At 55.9% G+C, this 16,548-nt stretch carries 14 protein-coding genes; 5 read left to right on the plus strand and 9 right to left on the minus strand.

All coding sequences use genetic code 11. The features are described 5' to 3' along the window. Window position 1: 1 nt before the first annotated feature. The 3 genes from JDEN_RS06515 to JDEN_RS06525 all read left to right on the plus strand — a co-directional run bounded on the left by JDEN_RS06515 (window position 2) and on the right by JDEN_RS06525 (window position 4,377). On the plus strand, window positions 2-1,633 hold the full coding sequence (locus JDEN_RS06515) for an amidohydrolase (protein ID WP_226926587.1): 1,632 nt from the start codon (window positions 2-4) through the stop codon (window positions 1,631-1,633). A gap of 340 nt (window positions 1,634-1,973) precedes the next feature. Continuing rightward, the gene (gene lnt, locus JDEN_RS06520) at window positions 1,974-3,566 is read left to right on the plus strand and encodes an apolipoprotein N-acyltransferase (RefSeq protein ID WP_226926586.1); all 1,593 of its coding nucleotides are present in this window, start codon (window positions 1,974-1,976) and stop codon (window positions 3,564-3,566) included. A gap of 1 nt (window position 3,567) precedes the next feature. Beyond that, window positions 3,568-4,377 carry a polyprenol monophosphomannose synthase gene (locus JDEN_RS06525; protein WP_015771579.1) on the plus strand — a complete coding sequence of 270 codons (810 nt, stop codon included), beginning with the start codon at window positions 3,568-3,570 and terminating at the stop codon, window positions 4,375-4,377. Between the two features lie 35 nt (window positions 4,378-4,412). On the opposite strand, the gene JDEN_RS06530 is transcribed toward JDEN_RS06525, so the two are convergent. Then, a complete protein-coding gene (locus JDEN_RS06530) occupies window positions 4,413-4,772 on the minus strand; it encodes an RNA polymerase-binding protein RbpA (RefSeq protein ID WP_015771580.1) in 360 nt (119 codons plus the stop codon). 528 nt (window positions 4,773-5,300) lie between these two features. Between JDEN_RS06530 and JDEN_RS06535 the strand changes: the two genes are divergently transcribed. After that, the gene (locus JDEN_RS06535; protein WP_226926585.1) at window positions 5,301-6,554 is read left to right on the plus strand and encodes a phospholipase D-like domain-containing protein; all 1,254 of its coding nucleotides are present in this window, start codon (window positions 5,301-5,303) and stop codon (window positions 6,552-6,554) included. A 75-nt stretch (window positions 6,555-6,629) separates the two neighbouring features. Here the strand turns inward: JDEN_RS06535 and JDEN_RS06540 are convergent, their stop codons facing one another. Beyond that, window positions 6,630-10,028, minus strand: a complete 3,399-nt coding sequence (locus JDEN_RS06540) for a pyruvate carboxylase (protein WP_015771582.1) — start codon at window positions 10,026-10,028, stop codon at window positions 6,630-6,632. Window positions 10,029-10,300: 272 nt separating this feature from the next. Here JDEN_RS06540 and JDEN_RS06545 point away from each other — a divergent pair, with 272 nt between their 5' ends. Beyond that, a complete protein-coding gene (locus JDEN_RS06545) occupies window positions 10,301-11,212 on the plus strand; it encodes a ParA family protein (protein ID WP_015771583.1) in 912 nt (303 codons plus the stop codon). A 57-nt stretch (window positions 11,213-11,269) separates the two neighbouring features. Here JDEN_RS06545 and JDEN_RS06550 read toward each other — a convergent pair whose 3' ends face one another. The 7 genes from JDEN_RS06550 to JDEN_RS06580 form a co-directional block, all read right to left on the minus strand. Further along, window positions 11,270-11,857 carry a MerR family transcriptional regulator gene (locus tag JDEN_RS06550; protein WP_015771584.1) on the minus strand — a complete coding sequence of 196 codons (588 nt, stop codon included), beginning with the start codon at window positions 11,855-11,857 and terminating at the stop codon, window positions 11,270-11,272. 155 nt (window positions 11,858-12,012) lie between these two features. Further along, entirely contained in the window at window positions 12,013-12,693 is a 681-nt protein-coding gene (ftsR, locus tag JDEN_RS06555; protein ID WP_169304103.1) for a transcriptional regulator FtsR, read from the minus strand. 116 nt (window positions 12,694-12,809) lie between these two features. Further along, window positions 12,810-13,295 carry an FHA domain-containing protein gene (locus tag JDEN_RS06560; protein WP_015771586.1) on the minus strand — a complete coding sequence of 162 codons (486 nt, stop codon included), beginning with the start codon at window positions 13,293-13,295 and terminating at the stop codon, window positions 12,810-12,812. A 169-nt stretch (window positions 13,296-13,464) separates the two neighbouring features. Then, entirely contained in the window at window positions 13,465-14,466 is a 1,002-nt protein-coding gene (locus JDEN_RS06565) for a DUF881 domain-containing protein (RefSeq protein WP_015771587.1), read from the minus strand. A 7-nt stretch (window positions 14,467-14,473) separates the two neighbouring features. Beyond that, complete coding sequence (locus JDEN_RS06570; RefSeq protein WP_015771588.1) at window positions 14,474-14,806, minus strand: small basic family protein; 333 nt, start codon at window positions 14,804-14,806, stop codon at window positions 14,474-14,476. A 40-nt stretch (window positions 14,807-14,846) separates the two neighbouring features. After that, window positions 14,847-15,707, minus strand: a complete 861-nt coding sequence (locus JDEN_RS06575) for a DUF881 domain-containing protein (protein ID WP_015771589.1) — start codon at window positions 15,705-15,707, stop codon at window positions 14,847-14,849. Further along, entirely contained in the window at window positions 15,704-16,288 is a 585-nt protein-coding gene (locus tag JDEN_RS06580) for a CDP-alcohol phosphatidyltransferase family protein (protein WP_015771590.1), read from the minus strand. Before JDEN_RS06580 ends, JDEN_RS06575 begins: the two co-directional genes overlap by 4 nt. Window positions 16,289-16,548: the final 260 nt, after the last annotated feature.

Here is a 16,548-nt window from a genome sequence, read left to right on the forward strand (position 1 = left end):
CATGACTATGCCACAACTGTTAATAACAAACGCCACCATTCATTCTTCTCGTCATCCTTTTGCAACCGCGCTGCTCGTGGACAACGGTGTTGTCGCGTGGGTGGGGGACACCGAGGTTGCACGGTCAATTGCCCCTAACGCCACCGTGCGCGACGCTGAAGGAGCTCTTGTCACGCCAGCGTTTGTGGACGCTCACGTGCATGTGTTGGAAACAGCAATCACGATGCGGTCACCGCAACTATCCCCCCGGGCTGGGGTAACAACGCGGGAACAGGTGAAGAACCGTATTGCTGAGGCGGCGGCTGGATGGAAGCCAGGGGAGCACCCCATCACGTTCCTGGGATACGACGATTCCGGGTGGCCAGAACAGGATCGGTTGTCATGGCAGGACATTGATCAGGTGGCTGGTACGGTCCCCGTCTATGTGCCACGAGCTGATCTCCACTCGGCCTTAGGGTCTACTGCGTTGCTGCGGTGGGCGGAACTCAACGATGTCAACACTCCACGAACTACGCCGCTTCGTGACGATGACCATGTGCATGTACGTCAGGCACTGCAGGTGTTGGACCCGTTCTTCCGCGACGAACTGTACCGGTCAGTGTTGGCGCGCTGCGCATCGTTAGGTGTTGTGGAGGTTCACGAAAACTCGGCGCCTGGGATTGACACCCGCGCTGGGTTGGCGCGGCTTATTGAGATGACACGTGAGCCGGAATCTGGTCTTCCGCTTGTTGTGGGGTATCGTGGCGAGGCTGTGAGTTCAGTTGACCAGGTAGAGGCGCTGGCAACTGAAATCCCTGGCCTGCAAGGTCTTGCTGGGGATTTATCGGTCGATGGTTCGTTCGGGTCACGTTCTGCACTGCTCCGGCAGGATTACAGTGACGATGCGGGCAATCGCGGGACACAGCATCTGTCCGTGACAACTGTGGCTGACCACATTCGTGCGACCTCCCTTGCCGGAGTTCAAGGTGGGTTTCATGTGATCGGTGACGGCGCACTCGATGTGGTAGTTCAGGCTCTTCAGCAGGTTGCTGGTGAGTCCCCCCAGATGCGTCAAGCAATCCGGCGGGCGGGGCACCGACTTGAACACGTTGAACTCCTTGATGACAACGCTCTTGCAACGTGTGTGGACCTCAGCGTGATGATCAGCGCCCAGCCAGCGTTCGACGCATGGTGGGGTGGGCCATCAGGAATGTACGCCCAGCGACTAGGCCAGCAGCGGGCGCTGGCAACGACGCCGATCCGGTCAATGATGGCCTCTGGTGTCACGGTTGGGTTCGGGTCTGATTCGCCGGTGACGCCAATAAACCCATGGGATGGTGTGCGTGCTGCGGTGTGGCACACCAACAGTGATCAGCGTATTTCTGCACGGGCTGCGTTTCGCGCACACACACGCGCCGGGCATCGGTTACGTGGAGAAGTCACAGCTGGGGAGATCACTGTGGGGGCTCCTGCTCATCTTGCGTTGTGGGATGCGCCGGAGTTAGGTGTCCAGGCTGAAAATGATGGGCGTTCGTCGTGGTCAACTGATGCGCGCAGTGGTACACCGTTGCTTCCTTACCTTGCTCAAGAGGGTCTTGTTCCCACCTGTTTAGCTACCTGGCGCAGTGGAGAGTTGATCTACGAAGCACCGTAAGGGTTCAACGGCCGGATTAATGGGTCAGCGCCTGTTTTCACCCGTTGCGGTTGTGGGCGCGATCACGCCGATTTCATGAACACAAGCCCCCCAGGACGTGACCAGAAGTTGACATGCGGCTAGCAACGCGGGAAGGTGGACAGTGCCCACGCTCGAAGCGTTCTGCTGTGCGTGTGGTGGCCGACGCGAAAGCGCACATGTGGCCCCCGAGTTCAGTAGAAAACGTGAATGATCACGGTACGAAGGACTCGGGGGCCATCATGATGTTGACCGCTAGTCAACGTTGAGTTGTGGGGCGTGTGCGCAGGGAAAATTCAGTCTCCTCACGTAGTGTGACTGCGTGAACGTGCATCAAGTACCCGTGCCTTTCGTGCTGATGATCGCTGCTGTGAGCGGTTTCTTCACAGATTGGGCTTTTCCTGACCGTAACCTGTGGGGTCTTGCCTTTGTCGGTATAGCAGGGTTGTGGCTTGCCACCTGGAAACGCCACTCTGGCGTCAGTTTTGTTGCTGGTTGGGTGTGGGGCCTTGCGTTCTTCTTGCCACACATTCGTTGGGCTGAGTACGCCGTGGGCGGCGCGTTGCCGTGGGTTGCGCTGAGCGTAGTACAGGGTTTGTACATTGGTGTTTTCGCGTGGGCGTGGTCGTTTGCTGCACGAAGCCGATTCCTCCGTGGCTCCTTTGCACGACAGTCGTTTGCGTTCGCCACGTTATGGGTCGCGGTTGAATACCTTCGCATGACCACCCCCTTTGGAGGATTTCCCTGGGGGAGGCTTGGATTTTCGCAATCTGAGTCGCCTATTGCGCGGCTCGCATGGCTAGGCGGTATTCCACTCACATCCTTCGCGGTAGCTCTGATCGGCGCCCTTCTCGGTGTGCTCGTCCTTGGTCTCATTCGACTTAATCTTGTGTCGATTGGATCCGCTGGCCTTGGCGCCGTCATCATGCTTGCGAGCGGTTTCCTTATTCCACTAGACACTCAGGCTCAGCAGGGAATGCTCACGGTGGGAGGTGTTCAAGGCAACGTGGAGAATCCCGGTCTTGGCGCTTTTGCAAACCGCCAAGAGGTCCTCAATAACCACGTCGCTGGAACTCATCAGCTGGCGGGACAGCCGGGTTTGGACCTTGTTGTGTGGCCTGAAAATGGGACGGATATTGACCCACAAGCTGACGCAGGAGCTGCCGCCCTGATCGATGCGGCAGCTCGCGACGTCGGTGTACCAGTACTCCTTGGAGCGCAGGAATACCCTGACAGCGGTGGGCGGTACAACGTGTCGCTTCTGTGGCAGGAAGGGCAGGGGGTGACGGGACGCTACGTGAAACAGCATCCCGTCCCGTTTGGCGAATACATTCCCTTTCGTGATTTCTTCCGTCGACTGTCGCCAGCTGTAGACCTCATTTCCACGGATATGTTGCCAGGAGAGCAGCCATCAATACTTGACGTTCCGATTGATTCGCTTGATCGCGATGTGCGGGTCTCACCCATCATCTGCTTTGAAGTTGGGTATGACAACATCATTTATGATGCGGTGAAACGTGGGGGAGAGGTCCTTATTGTCCAAACGAATAACGCCTCGTTTGGCCACACAAATGAGTCCACCCAACAACTTGCGATGTCTCGGTTGCGTGCCATTGAAACTGGGCGCGCTGTGATCCACGTGTCCACGGTGGGGGTTTCTGCTGTCTACACCCCCCATGGTGTCGAGAAGGTGCGGACAGGGCATTTCACCGCAGAGCAGTTTGTCCAGCGGGTTGCTTTGCGTACGTCACTGACTCCGGCAGTCAGGCTCGGGATCGCTCCCACAGTAGTTGCTGGAGGTGCTAGTGTGTTGCTCGTGGTAACGGGCATCATTGATGCTCGCCACCGGTCGCGTACGCGGGGGGCTGCTCGACCGCGACCATCCCGCAAAGAAGCGGCCGTGAGGAAGGGCTGAAGTGGCTCAGTCACCAGCACAACAGGTACTCGTCATCATTCCCACCTACAATGAGAAGGATAATCTTCCCGTTGTTGTCCCTGCACTACTCTCATCCCTCAACTGTCATGTGCTCGTTGTTGATGACAACAGTCCCGACGGTACCGGCAAAGTTGCCGACAGTTTGGCACGCCATGACGATCGTGTTCACGTGCTGCACCGAACAGCGAAAGAAGGGCTTGGGGCTGCCTACCTTGCCGGCTTTGCTTGGGGATTGGCCCGGTCGTACTCAATTCTGTGTGAGATGGACGCCGATGGTTCTCATCGACCGCAAGACGCACCGTTGTTAATTGAAGCAGTGCAGGCGTCACGCACCACTGTCATGGCCGTAGGGTCTCGATGGGTTCCTGGCGGAAAGGTTGAGAATTGGCCTTGGTATCGTCATGTCTTATCCCGTGCGGGAAACATGTACGTCAAACTGATGCTTCGTCTACCCATTCGTGATGCCACGGCTGGTTTCAGAGCTTACCGGTCGTCTGCGCTGTCGCAGATCGATTTTTCGACCATTCATTCCCACGGATACTGCTTTCAAGTGGACATGACTCGGCATATTGACGCGCTCGAGGGCACGGTTGCAGAGGTTCCGATCACGTTCGTTGAACGGACAATGGGGGAGTCTAAGATGAACGGGCGCATTGTGCGTGAGGCACTGTGGCGAGTCACGCTGTGGGGTTTCGCTCGTGTCCTCCCGGGAAAGAAGAAACCCCTCATAACAACGGGGGATATGTCATGTCCACGCCAGGTGGACGATGACATTGCCACATCATTATGAGGGGAAAGCGCTCTTCACCTGCACAGAGACACGAGTTAAGACCGAGCGAAGCCAGATCCGCGTCGTAGTTTCCCTGCACGGAGAAGCTCCAAGCGCTCAGTGAGTAGTTCGTCAAGTTCTTTTTCGGTGCGGCGTTCTAGGAGCATGTCCCAGTGCGTGCGGACCGCTTTAGCCGGAGCTTCTTCTGGACGCTCGGCATCGTTGAGAAGGGCTTGTTCGCCACACCTACATTCCCACACAACTGGAACTTCAGCTTCAGTGGAAAACGGCAGGATGATCACGTGTCCGTTGGGGCACTCGTAGCGTGCTTCTTGCCGCGGAGCGAACTCGACGTTCTCATCGGTTTCCATACTTTTCGAACCGATGGACATGCCGCGCAATGAACGATCTGCCATGTGTGGCTGCTACCTTCCTGTAGTGGAGTTGAGGCACCGTTGCCCAGGAATGATCCCGAACGTCAACACGCCGCCAGCAAACCCGTCGTGGCCGACTTTCCATTGTACATAACGCTCCGGGCATCGTCGTTGTTCCGCGGGCATGTCACAGTTTCCCATAAACCATCATCATGGATGTCGTATCCAGCAATGAGCACCAACCTACCCAGCAGAAACTCCGATAATGTACGTTATGACATTTTACAGTGATGGATCATCCACGAGTTTGTCCCATTAGCACCCCACCGACCCCTCTTCATCTGGCAGTTCCGACCTCTGAAAAGCCATGAGCTCTCTGTCAGCTCAATCCCGTTCCAGGCGTCGTTCGCGATTGCGGAAACACACTGCGCCAACGTCTTACCGTATGGCCACCGTATATCTATGCATGACATGTGGCCGGAGGAGGACTGCGTCAGATCACAGCGCGATGATGACCTCACACGCGAAATCAACAGGCTAACTCCCCCGTCGCACACTACTGTTAGTCACGTGGCCACACCGTTTGAACAACTAACTTCATTTGCACGACAAACAGCAGTGCGCATGGCGCTTCTTGGTGCCGCAACAACTTTTGGAACGGCAATTGGCATCACAGCGCTGGACCATTTTCACAAACGAAAAGAACAACGCCAGGCACAATTCCCCCATCAACGGCCTGTGACTGTCGATATTCACGGCACAGAGGCGACCGTCTACACCTACGGCGCCGACGTGTATGCAGATATGCTTGCGGCGATCCGTTCAGCTGAAGTGTCAATCTATCTCGAAAGCTACATTTGGAAAAATGATGAGGTTGGCCTCGAATTCAAAGACGCAGTGATCGATGCGGCTCAGCGTGGAGTTGAGGTGTACCTTATTTATGACACCTTCGCCAACCTCGTTGTCCCCCGAGAGTTCTTCCGCTTCCCGAGTAATGTACACGTGCTTGCGTACCCACTTTTTCGACCACAGATCCTTTTGCTCAATTTAAAGTACACCGGGCGAGATCACAGAAAAATTCTTGTTGTTGATGAAGCAGTAGGGTTTGTCGGTGGGTTCAACATCGGGTCGGTCTACGCTACCCAATGGCGAGACACTCACCTCAAACTGACAGGGCCGGGCGTATGGGAACTCACCAACGCTTTCGTGAGCTTCTGGAACCATAATCGGACCGAAGCTCTCCCCCTGATCGAACCATCAGCAACACCTGACTGGCTCCCCCGAATCCAAACAGCTGAAAATGCACCAATTCGACAGGTGTATCCGGTTCGGAATATCTACTTATCTGCGATTCGTCGTGCAACACATCATATTTATCTCACCCAGGCATACTTCATTCCTGATGATGTGTTCCTGCAGGACCTTCTCGATGCGGCCGCACGGGGTGTTGATGTACGAGTTATCGTCCCAGAGGCGTCCAACCACGTGATCACTGATTGGCTTTCTCGAGGTCTTTATTCCAAACTCTTGCGCGGTGGAGTGACTATTTGGCTCTACCAAAATGCAATGGTGCATGCAAAGACGTGCACAGTTGATGGCGAATGGACAACAATCGGTACTGCAAACATTGACCGGCTCAGCTTGCAAGGTAACTACGAAATTAACATGTCCATTTACAGCGTGGAACTCGCTCAAGAAATGGAAAAGGTCTTCGCTTTAGACTTATCGAACTGCAGGCGGCTTGATCTTGACGAGTGGGAGAACCGGCCTGTGATGAATCGGATCGGTGAACGTGTGCTCACCCCGCTCACTCCCCTGTTGTAACCACACGTGTCGCAAAACGCCGGGTAGCTTCCATCTCCTCGAAGCTACCCGGCGTTTTCTCGCGGTCAGACGTGGTTAACCGATCACCAGGATGAGGTCTCCGCCCTCAAGTTGCTGTACCTGCCCGATGGCAAGACGGCGCACAGTCCCAGCAATAGGCGTCGTAATGGACGCTTCCATCTTCATCGCCTCAATAGTTGCCACTGTTTGCCCAGGCTCGACCTTCTGGCCCTCTTGCACAGCTAACGTCACCGATCCAGCATACGGAGCACCGATTTGACCGGGAACATGCGGCTCAGCCTTCTCCACAGAAGCAGAAACAACCTCTACTGACTCATCACGAATCTGAATTGGCCGCAACTGACCATTGAGCGTGAACATGACCGTGCGCAACCCTTGAGGGTCCGGTTCACCCACCGCTTCTAGGCCAACCAGCAGTCGAACACCCTTCTCCAACGGGATGTCCACCTCTTGGTCAGTGACCAAACCATACAGGTACTCGCTCGTAGCAAGAACTGATACATCCCCGTACTTGTCCTGTACCTGTTCGTACTCCTTGGTGGGCGCGGGGAAGAGCAAGTGGTTCAATCGGTTCCGACGTTCCTGTGAGCTACCTGCAAGCTCTCGGCGATCATCTTCTGTCAGTGGAGTCACCCCACGGCGTGCTGAACGCCCGGCAAGCGCCTTTGACCGGAACGGTTCCGGCCACCCCCCTGGCGGGTCACCCAACTCGCCACCAAGGAATCCGATGACAGAGTCAGGAATGTCGAACTTCTGCGGGTTCTCCGCAAATTCTGCAGGATCAACACCTTGCGCAACCAGTTGCAATGCCAGGTCACCAACCACCTTGGACGATGGGGTGACCTTCACCAAGCGACCAAGCATCCGGTCCGCTGCGGCGTACATTGCCTCAATTTCTTCAAAGTGCCCCGACAACCCCAGCGCCACTGCTTGCTGACGAAGGTTTGATAGTTGACCACCGGGGATTTCGTGGGTGTAGACACGCCCAGTTGGCCCAGTCAACCCGGATTCAAACGGGCGGTAAAGGACACGCACCGCTTCCCAGTACGGCTCCAAGTCGCACACTGCCCGAAGTGACAATCCCGTGTCACGATCAGTGTGCTCAAAAGCTGCTACCAAAGCAGACAAAGGCGGTTGCGAGGTGGTACCTGCCATCGCAGCGTTAGCCACGTCAACAGCATCGACCCCAGCGCGGGCAGCCGCAAGAAGAGTCGCCATCTGACCGCCGGTGGTGTCATGTGTGTGCAGATGAACCGGCACGTCAAAACGCTCGCGGAGTGCAGTCACCAGCCGCTCAGCAGCCGCCGGACGCAAGAGCCCAGCCATGTCCTTAATGCCAATGATGTGCGCACCAGCATCAACGATCCGCTGCGCCAAGTCCAGGTAGTAATCCAGCGTGTAGAGAGTTTCCCGAGGATCCAACAAATCACCGGTGTAGCACAATGCCACTTCGGCAACAGCAGTACCCGTGCGTCGAACTGCCTCAATAGCAGGCAGCATCTGCTCAACGTCATTGAGCGCATCAAAAATGCGGAAGATATCCACACCAGTAGCAGCAGCCTCCGCCACGAAAGCGTCTGTCACTTCCGCCGGATACGGGGTATAGCCCACCGTATTCCGCCCGCGCAACAACATCTGAATCGGAACGTTCGGCATTGCCTCACGCAACTGCTCCAAACGTTTCCACGGATCCTCACCAAGGAACCGCAAAGCAACGTCATATGTTGCCCCACCCCACGCTTCCACTGACAGCAACTGCGGAGTTAAACGGGAAACATGCGGAGCCACATTGAGAAGATCACGTGTCCGCACACGAGTAGCCAACAACGACTGATGTGCATCACGGAACGTCGTATCTGTCACTGCGAGAGCCTGCTGCTCACGAAGCGCACGGGCAAAACCCTCAGGGCCAAGTTCCAACAACTTATCGCGCATACCCGCTGGAACTGGGTGCGACAGATCAAGCTCAGGCAGCTTGACCTGCGGGTCAACAGCACCAAATGGTTCCCCATGCGGGCGGTTCACAGTAACATCACCCAAGAACTGCAACAGTTTCGTGCCCCGGTCAGCAGAAGCACGAGCAGACAACAACTCAGGACGCTCATCAATGAATGATGTTGCCAACTGTCCAGCAGCAAACTCATCGTCCGCAAGAACAGCCTGCAAGAACGGAATATTTGTCCGAATGCCACGAATACGGAACTCTGCTAACGCTCGGCGAGCACGCCGAACAGCGGTGTCGAAGTCACGCCCACGACACGTCAACTTCACCAGCATTGAGTCAAAGTGCCCGGTAATCTGCGAACCGGCGGTCGCCGTCGCTCCATCGAGACGCACACCAGCTCCACCCGGTGAACGATACGCAACGATGCGCCCCGTGTCCGGTCGGAAACCATTGGCAGGATCCTCGGTCGTAATCCGCGACTGCAACGCAAAACCGTTGACTTGCACAGTCTCCTGAGAGATTCCCAGGTCGGCAAGCGACTCACCTGCCGCAATACGCATCTGAGAGGACACCAGGTCGATGTCCGTGACCTCTTCAGTGACCGTGTGCTCTACCTGGATACGCGGGTTCATCTCGATGAACACATGCTGACCAGCACGCTCCCCCGCCGTATCGACAAGGAACTCCACCGTTCCAGCGTTTTGGTAACCAATTGATTTCGCAAACTTCACCGCGTCACGGCACAGCGCATCACGAATATCAGGGTCAAGGTTGGGAGCAGGCGCAATCTCAATAACCTTCTGATGACGACGCTGCACCGAACAATCACGCTCAAAAAGATGAACCACATTTCCCTGCCCATCAGCAAGGATTTGCACCTCGATGTGTCGAGGGCGCAACACAGCCTGCTCAACAAACATCGTGGGGTCACCAAAAGCCCCCTCCGCCTCACGCATCGCCGATTCAAGAGACTGTTGAAGATCCTCTGGTCGATCCACACGACGCATTCCACGCCCACCGCCACCAGCAACCGCCTTGCAGAAGACGGGGAAACCGATCTCGTGCGCTGCGGACATCAAATACTCAATGTCTGACGACGGTTCACTTGACGCCAACACGGGAATACCTGCTTCGCGGGCTGCCTTCAATGCGGCTACCTTGTTGCCAGCAAGTTCAAGAACTTCCGCAGGCGGACCAACGAAGGTCAACCCTTTGTCGCGGCACGCGCGCGCAAACTGAGGATTCTCTGACAAGAACCCATACCCCGGGTACACAGCATCAGCGCCAGCGAGCTCGGCGACCCGGATGATCTCTTCAATATTGAGGTAAGCACGAACAGGTTGACCAGGGTCACCAATGAGGTAGGCCTCATCCGCTTTTAAACGGTGCTCAGAATTTCGATCTTCTTGAGGGAAAACCGCAACAGTGCGCGATCCCATCTCAAACGCTGCACGAAAAGCACGAACAGCAATCTCAGCACGGTTCGCGACGAGTACTTTCTCGAACACTCAACACCTCATCATTCGTCGAGACCAGTCAGGCACACAGAACTCTCTGCACACTCTGCACCAGTTCGAACTAACATTCGGGCACAGGGAGACATAGGGCAACTCCCCGTCATTATCTTCCCACGGCCACCACCTCTTGTAAGCCAGTATCCGCCAGTCGGTACAACGAAACAGTCATCGACGTGCATAGATTTGTTCAAATGCATCATGTCAACCCCCTTTCTTGCCGATAGGTCAAGCGGAAAACTAAGCAAACACGTTAAGGTTGGCTTGTGGCAATTCTCGGAGTATGCAGCCTCAAAGGCGGAGTCGGAAAGACATCCGTCACCCTTGGCATTGCCTCGGCAGCCTTGTACGCCCGCCTCAAAGTCCTTGTGGTTGACCTCGACCCACAAGGCGACACAACGCTTTCCCTTGGCGTTGCCGACTCCACAACCAATTGCGTTGCGGAAGTGCTCGACAACCCCTCACTGTTTGTGTTGCGATCAGCGATCGCCCCCTCACCGTGGAATCCCGAACAACTCCATGTATTGTGCGGATCGCAAGAATCTGCCCGCCATGATGGCCCCACCTATGCGCATCGACTTAACCGACTGACAACCGCATTGGCGCATGTCCACGATGACTACGATCTCATTCTCATTGACTGTCCCCCATCCCTTGGCGGGCTCACCCGCCAAGGCCTCACAGCCAGCCACCGTGCTCTCATTGTCACCGAGCTCGGGCTGTTCTCCGTCTCCGCAGCAGTGCGTGCTTTTCACGCCATTGAGGACATTCGAACAACCAGCGCACCGGACCTCGCACCGCTGGGTGTTCTTGTGAACCGTGTTCGCCCTCAATCCTCAGAGCAGGCATACCGATACGAAGAACTGACTGACATGTTTGGGCCACTGATTATGCCCACGTACATTCCTGAGCGCGCCGCTCTCCAACAAGCGCAAGGCGCCGGAAGCCCTATTCATGCTTGGCCATCGAGAGCAGCACGTGATCTTGCTCAGCGCTTCGATCATGTGCTCGCCCGCGCGCTCCAGGCTCTCCACTCCCCTGTGCCAGAGCACCTCACGCACCACCTGTCGCAGACAAACGACGACGTCACTGAGTCGTTAACAGAAGCATTCGCAGCAGCGCTCACGGTCAGTACGGAACCCGCTCACACCGACACCTCAGTGGGGAGCACAAACTAGCAGTACGTGCTCGTGTTACATTCCCCATCATGGGCGGTGCATCACTGTGACGAACGGTTACCCAGCGGTCCTTCGTTGCGCACGGCGCGCAGCGAGTTCATCTGGCATGGATGCGTCGACTTCGTCATCAAGCCGTTCGGCAGGCAGCATCGACAGCGAACCTTCAACTTCCCGCCATACCCGTCCCACTGCAATACCAAAGACACCTTGACCACCCTGGACGAGATCAATCACCTCGTCAGACGATGTGCATTCGTACACCGACGCCCCGTCACTCATTAAGGTGATTTGGGCAAGATCCCCGATTCCACGTTCGCGTAATTGTTCCACTGCGATACGGATTTGTTGCAGGGAAACCCCCGTGTCAAGGAGTCGTTTGACGACCTTCAACACAAGAATGTCTCGGAAAGAGTACAGCCGGTGGGTCCCTGAGCCCGTTGCTGGGCGCACAGTTGGCGCAACGAGTCCAGTACGCGCCCAGTAGTCGAGTTGCCGGTAAGTGATTCCGGCGACACGGCAAGCTGTGGGGCCGCGATAACCTGATTGAGGATCAAGATCCTCACAGGAATCACCGAAAAGGGTCCCCTGGGATCGCACAAGTGCTGCCTGGGTAATATTGCCCTTCGGCTCGACGCGATCGTTCACATTGACCTCCACAAGGAGAGCGTCGAGGCGGTCACCCGGTCGACGCGTGGAATGAGGGGTGGGTTCTTCTCCAACGCTAGAGTCGCAGACCCACCTGGTCAACGACATCAGCATTTGCCGCAATGAGCGTGTCGCTCCATGTGTGCCAATAGACCCTATTTAGGGTTCTGATTTGTCGCAGAGATTTCCGCACCAATCCAGGCCGAATGGAGTTGAGCGAGCAAATGACCCACCTGATTGGCCTGGTCCTTGAGAGTTTGTGACCCATCCGATCCACGGCGATATGCGCGCCGTGACGCAGCCACCTGCTGCGCTAACGCAGCCTGACGTTGAGCCGCGTGCCGCATGGGGCGTAGGTGACGTCCCTCGATCCCGTAGTCAGACAGTTCCGACGCCACATGGGCAATAACTCGATTATGATCATGGGTTTTAGGGCTGCCATCTGCATTAATGTCAAGCAGTTGGGCCTCCACAAGGTCATCAATCACGCTCTGAGACACCCCTGCAATCCTGGCCAAAGAGCCCAGGTGGGTCACCGACGCATGCGCTTCGTGTCCGTCACGGTCTGCGCAGGGATGAGAAGGAGAATGGGCTGCAAGGCCCAACGTATCAAGCTCGTTTAATTGGTCCTTGATGACCTTGAGGGGCAAGTAGTGATCTCGTTGAGCACTCAAAATAAACCGCAGACGTTCAATGTCAGCAAGCGAGTACTGGCGGTACCCAGAGGCAGTGCGCTCTGGCGAGATCAGCCCCTGCACTTCGAGGAAACGGAGCTTAGAGTGCGACACCGTAGGGAACTCTGAACGTAGGGATGCAAGAACATCAGAGATGCGCATTGTGGCGCGGTGAGACACATCGTGCGGCCATGTGGAGAGGACCCGCAGCGATTGTGGTTGGTGAGGGGAGGGCGCAGAGGCACTGTGGCTTTCAGGGGAAGTTGATCCCATATCCCTCACTGGCCTTGTGCAGGCTTCGACGGCAACTGAGATAACGGGCTGACATAGTAGATCATGCGGTATTTGCCGATTTGGAGTTCATCGCCGTTTTTGAGGGTGTAGCTATCAATACGATCCCGGTTGATGTAGGTTCCATTGAGTGAACCTGCATCTCTCACCTCAAACTGATCCCCGTGACGGATGAACTCAGCATGCGTCCGCGAGACAGTGACATCATTGAGGAAAATGTCCGCGTCCTCGCTGCGACCTGCAACAACTCTGTCAGCGTCCAGCAGGAAGCGTTCGGTGAACGTTTTGCCTGCTTGAACGACCAGAAGCGCTGATCCTCGAGGAAGACCAGCAACATACTCACGAACCTCAGGCGCAGCGGCTGCCACGTTCATCGCCTCGTCGAGCGCGTTGATCGAAGCGAACGTCATTGTCGTGTCAGACATAGGTTGCTCGCCATCGAGGTGTGGGTTGTGCGGTGTTTGGCGATTCATCATGTCCTCCACGGTGTGAGTTGCGCGTTCACGCTGTTCAGGTCCCCTGCTTGCCTGTCTGACGTCGACCAGCGACCTTGTCGCTGCTGTGTGACAAGCATACTGAGTTTTTCCTCACCCTGCCACGATCTTTTCCACAACAACGATGGCGGTTTTCTCTGAAGAGAAGTTAATCGTTTTTGGGCGTGGCCTGCGCATATTCTGGTATTTCGGGTTCGACAACAGCCTCGATGAGCACCGATTCTGCTTCCGTGATGGTGGCTTGTCCCCCTCGAGATCGAACAGAGGCCATGGCACCGCCCGGGATTTCTAGGGCTGGAACAAGGGTGTCAGGGGCACCGATTGCCTTCCAAATATAGGGCTCGGTGATGACCGTTCCGTCAACCTCGACCCCTTGGGTGTCATCAATAAAATAGCTGTCAGTGACGAGACGAATCCCATTAATTTCAATGACTTCTGCTCCAGCGTTGCGTAACTCTTCTAGCACGTTGAATAACGTCGCGGCGGGCAAACGCTCGTCACCATCTGTCAAGAGAATGGTGACTCCTGGTCCCTGTGCTGGTAAACGACCTGCCAAGATACCTTGAGTCGTCACATTCTCCCGTGCCGCTTCGATTGCGGCACGCTGGCTGGAAGAACCAGATCGCAGTTCACTTTCCAACGCTCTAAGCCGAACGATGTCGTCTTCCAGATCGGAGTTCCTGCGTGTGACGTCATCAAGCAGGTTGACAAGGTCGCTTTCTCGAAGCGTTGCCAGTTCATCTTGCTGTTGCACTTGTAGTTGCACAACGAGAGCAAATCCCAGCAACCCCAACAGTGCAGCGGAGAGAAACTGGGCGCGTGTTGCTCGCGGCTGCAAAAGCCGGATCAACGCCCTCTTTTGACTCACCGGCGGCGCTGGCGCGGTTGGCGGACTTTCCGAAGCGTCTTCTCGCTCCGGGTCCTCTAACTCTGGTGCCTTCGAATTCAAGGGGTCCGGTTCGGTGTGGTCATCAGCGAATGTGGCTGTCGTCTGGTCAGATGGTGTGGTCTCCTGGTCGCTTGCGGACCCAGCTGCCGCCTGAGCAGACGGTATGGCTACTTCGTCGTGTAACTGGTCAGGTGCGTCCGTGACTGTCTCGCATTCCGGTGGAGACTGCGGCGTGGGTGGTGTTGATGAGGGTGTGGTCATTGGTGCCTCACGCTTTGAAGATGTGACGACGAATCGCTGCCACGTTCGAGAAGATTCGGATGCCAAGAACGACAATGACGCCGGTTGATAGTTGGCTTCCTACCCCGATTTGGTCACCGAGAAACACAATAAATGCAGCAACTACCACGTTTGATAAGAACGAAATCAGGAAGACCCGGTCATCAAATAAGCCATCAAGGAGGGCCCGAAATCCGCCAAAGAGCGCATCAAGCGCTGCAACGACTGCGATGGGCAGGTAGGGCTGGAGATAGCTAGGTACTGTTGGTTCGAGGACGAGGCCTGCGATAACACCAATGGCTAAACCAAGAAAAGGGATCACTGTTCTACCTTATGGGGTACTGAAGGGGTGATGGGAGGGGTCATGAGGACTCGTCAGTAACAGGGCTCGCATGAATCAACGATCGGTTGGATCCTGCTGGTGCACTGATGGCGTCTTGCCGTTCAATCTCCCAGGTAATACCGAAGGAATCGTTGAGAGCTTCGAGTTGCTCCGCGGCCGCAGACGTAGGGAACTGTTGGTCAAAAACGTCCGGGTCCCCAATCGCTTCGATGCGGTAGGGAGCTGACACGCCGGTAAGATCAACAAGAATAGCTGCACCTGCGCTACGGATCGCGCTCGTCGTGGTGAGACGTTGACCGTTGATTGTGATCGCTTCAGCCCCAAGAGACCACAGGCCGTTCACAACCACTCGAATGTCAGCGTCGTGAACCCGACGGTTCGCGTCGAGGTCAGCTCCTGAGCCATCACGAACCGTAATTTTTACCCCCGGACCTTGCACGGGTAACACACCGGATCTCAGTTGATCTGTGGTCACCTGCGAGATGAGTTCTGGTTCTTGCTCCTCCAAGATCTGGGACCGAAGTTGATCCACGGATTGTTGACGTTGCGCAGCAAGTTCTTCAAGAGATGCACGGGTTTCTTGTCTTTCGGTAATTTCGTCGACAAGAAGTGTGCGGGCAGAGGAGATGACTTCGTCGCGAGCTCGCAGTTCCTTAATCGCCATGGTTGTTGTGACACCCAAGGCAAGAGAAACCACGAGTACCACCACCCGCGACATATGCGATGAGGTTTTGGAGGCTCCAGCTAAGTCCTGCCGGGTGCGCCGACGAGCCGCCGCAGAGTACCCCAAATCCAACGGGTTGCGCATGATCTCGTTGAGCAACGACATCGATGCGTCAGCTGGTGGCCGGTCAGTGTGGTCCGGGCGTTGATGAGTCATGAGGTGGTGGTGTCCGAACGAAGAAGCGCACGTCCCGCAATAAGATACTGCCCAGCGGAAACCCAATAAAGAACAGCTCCGACAATAGCGAACATCCACGCTGCAACACCAGCAGCATCAGTCAAACCTGCCGGGAAAATACTCATGATCGACACAATGTACAAAGGAAAAGCGAACAGGAGGAACAAAGTCGCTGCTTTACCGACTATGGTCACAGCAAGCGGGGGGTACCCGGCACGAGCGATCAGCGCAACAAGCACAACCATGACGAGGTCACGCGCCAGCACAACAGTGAACAACCCCCACGGGATCATGTCTTTCACAACAAAAACACCAAGCGTGACAACAATAAAACATCGATCAGCAATGGGGTCGAGCGTCTTGCCGAGCTCTGAGACTTGGTTGAATCTCCGGGCAATGTACCCATCAGCCCAATCGGACACTGATGACAGCGCCACAACGATGAGCGCGGCAGCATGCTGACCTTGCAACATGAGCACTGCAAACACCGGAATGAGCACTAGTCTCATCACAGAAATGACATTGGGGACCGTCCACACCAATCCGCGTGTTGCACTCATGCCAGCCCTCCTCTCCCCTCGCTAAACTACTCATTTCCATCCTAGTGGGCTGGGCTTGTGGTCGAACTCACCGACCCACCAGGTGCCGAATTGTTCGCCCACACCGTAAACTGAAAGAACGCAGTGCGTCGCTGACATCCGCCAGTGCGTGTGTTCTCGGCCCAATAGATGGCCTCCTTGTGTTCTCGGACAACGCGACGTGACGTGCCCAGGTTTCACTGGCACGCCTCTGCATGTCGCACGTTGTGGGTCGCTCCCCA

Origin of the sequence: Jonesia denitrificans DSM 20603 (assembly GCF_000024065.1) — a bacterium.
Lineage (GTDB): Bacteria > Actinomycetota > Actinomycetes > Actinomycetales > Cellulomonadaceae > Jonesia > Jonesia denitrificans.

What these genes read in the sequence shown, in the direction of transcription:
- JDEN_RS06515 (WP_226926587.1), top strand. Translation starts at nt 2, where the DNA reads ATGACTATGCCACAACTGTTAATAACAAACGCCACCATTCATTCTTCT.
- JDEN_RS06530 (WP_015771580.1), bottom strand. Translation starts at nt 4,772, where the DNA reads ATGGCAGATCGTTCATTGCGCGGCATGTCCATCGGTTCGAAAAGTATG.
- ftsR (WP_169304103.1), bottom strand. Translation starts at nt 12,693, where the DNA reads ATGCGCATCTCTGATGTTCTTGCATCCCTACGTTCAGAGTTCCCTACG.
- JDEN_RS06560 (WP_015771586.1), bottom strand. Translation starts at nt 13,295, where the DNA reads ATGAATCGCCAAACACCGCACAACCCACACCTCGATGGCGAGCAACCT.
- JDEN_RS06565 (WP_015771587.1), bottom strand. Translation starts at nt 14,466, where the DNA reads ATGACCACACCCTCATCAACACCACCCACGCCGCAGTCTCCACCGGAA.
- JDEN_RS06575 (WP_015771589.1), bottom strand. Translation starts at nt 15,707, where the DNA reads ATGACTCATCAACGCCCGGACCACACTGACCGGCCACCAGCTGACGCA.
- JDEN_RS06580 (WP_015771590.1), bottom strand. Translation starts at nt 16,288, where the DNA reads ATGAGTGCAACACGCGGATTGGTGTGGACGGTCCCCAATGTCATTTCT.